2 protein-coding genes and 1 pseudogene are annotated in these 1,479 nt (G+C 68.8%); all 3 read right to left on the minus strand.

The annotated features are described in order from the left end of the window. Positions 1–18 precede the first annotated feature (18 nt). Positions 19–396, minus strand: a pseudogene (locus P3T39_RS37355) (transposase); the annotation flags it as partial. A gap of 74 nt (positions 397–470) precedes the next feature. After that, a complete protein-coding gene (locus P3T39_RS37360) occupies positions 471–818 on the minus strand; it encodes a hypothetical protein (RefSeq protein WP_280703783.1) in 348 nt (115 codons plus the stop codon). A gap of 46 nt (positions 819–864) precedes the next feature. Further along, on the minus strand, positions 865–1,479 hold a 615-nt coding region (locus tag P3T39_RS37365; protein WP_280703784.1), incomplete at its 5' end, for a VCBS repeat-containing protein.

The following is a 1,479-nucleotide window of genomic DNA, read 5'->3' on the forward strand; positions in this document are numbered from 1 at the left end:
GTGGTCGGCAGATCAAACTCAAGGCATAAGCGCCAGTCGTACCTCGGGCCAGACCACCGCCCGGGGCGGCACCCGACCATCCTCACAGTCGTACCGTGTGGCTACAGCGCGGTGTCTTTTGAGGCGATTGATGCCGCATTCGACCGCGTGCCTTGCCTTGTAGTCTTCGGGGTCGAACTTCGGCGGACGACCGCCGCGTGAGCCGAGCTTCTCGCGGTTGCGGGCTTGGTCGGCCTTGTCCGGGATGGTGCAGCGGATTCCGCGACGCCGCAGATAGGCGCGATTCTTCCGGGAGGCGTACGCCTTGTCGGCGCGCACGCGATCGGGTCGTGTGCGTGGCCGGCCCGGCCCGACGCGCGGCACGCGGACCTTTTCCAGGACCGGCTCGAACTGCGGGAGTCCCCTCGCTGCCCCGCCGTGACCACGATCGACATGGGCTCTAGGGCGTGTTTTAGGAAGCGGGCGGTCAGTCATTTGGTGAGGTCGCCCGCGATGTGGCCGATAGCGGTCTCGACGCTGACGTTGTGTTCGCGGCGGTTGGCGTCGCGCTGGACGACCTCGTAGCCACCCTCGTCCAGCACGGCAACGGAGGCGAACCAGGCGGGTTCGTCCTCGTCTGGCTGGACGGCGACGAAGGTGTTGTCCGCGTCGTTCAGATCGCTGATGGGCATGAACAGGGCGTCCTTGGACGGGTCGTCGACGTGGCCGCCGTTCTCACTGTCGGCGCAGTAGCCCGTTCCTGCGGTTGCTCGACGTGCGGCCTCGCAGGCGAGGGCGTGCCAGGCCGCACGTCGGGTCGGGGTGACAGGTTCCGGCACGCCGATGGCCAGTCGCCGTGCTGCGGCTGTGGAGGCCCATCGAGGGTTATCGGGTTCGGAAGCGGCGGAAGAGGTTTCGGGCTACGTACACCCCCGGGCCGCCGAAGCCGACGATGTCGACGCGCCCTTCACCAGTGATGTCGGCGAGGAAGCGGGGGTGGCGGTCGACCCGCCAGGCGCCTGCGTCCTCGTTGTACCCGAACCCGCGGCACACCAGCTGAGCCTGCTTGAACCGGCCGTCGCCGCGGCTGTGCGACACCCAGACTCCCTCGTCGCCGAAGCCGACGATGTCGGGGTTGCCGTCGCCGGTGACGTCGGCGAGGAACCGGAGGTGCTTCCCGCTCGTCCACCCCTGGGCGAGCCCGAAGTCGTTCAGGACGAGCTTGGAGGGCTCGAACGTGCCGTCGCCGCGCCCGCGTGAGACGACGGCGCCCTGTGGGCCGAACCCGACGATGTCCAGTGCTCCGCCACCGGTGGTCCTGACCAGGAACCGGGGGTGCTCCTCGACCGAGCTCCACCCCTGGTCGGCCCCGAAGTCGTCGAGGACGTACAGAGGGTCGGCGAATGTCCCGTCCGCGTCCTGGAGTGACACCCAGACGCCGTCGTCGTGGCAGCCGACGATGTCGAGCCTGCCGTCACCGGTGGTGTCGGCGAGGAAGCG

Source organism: Kitasatospora sp. GP82 (genome assembly GCF_029892105.1).
Lineage (GTDB): Bacteria > Actinomycetota > Actinomycetes > Streptomycetales > Streptomycetaceae > Kitasatospora.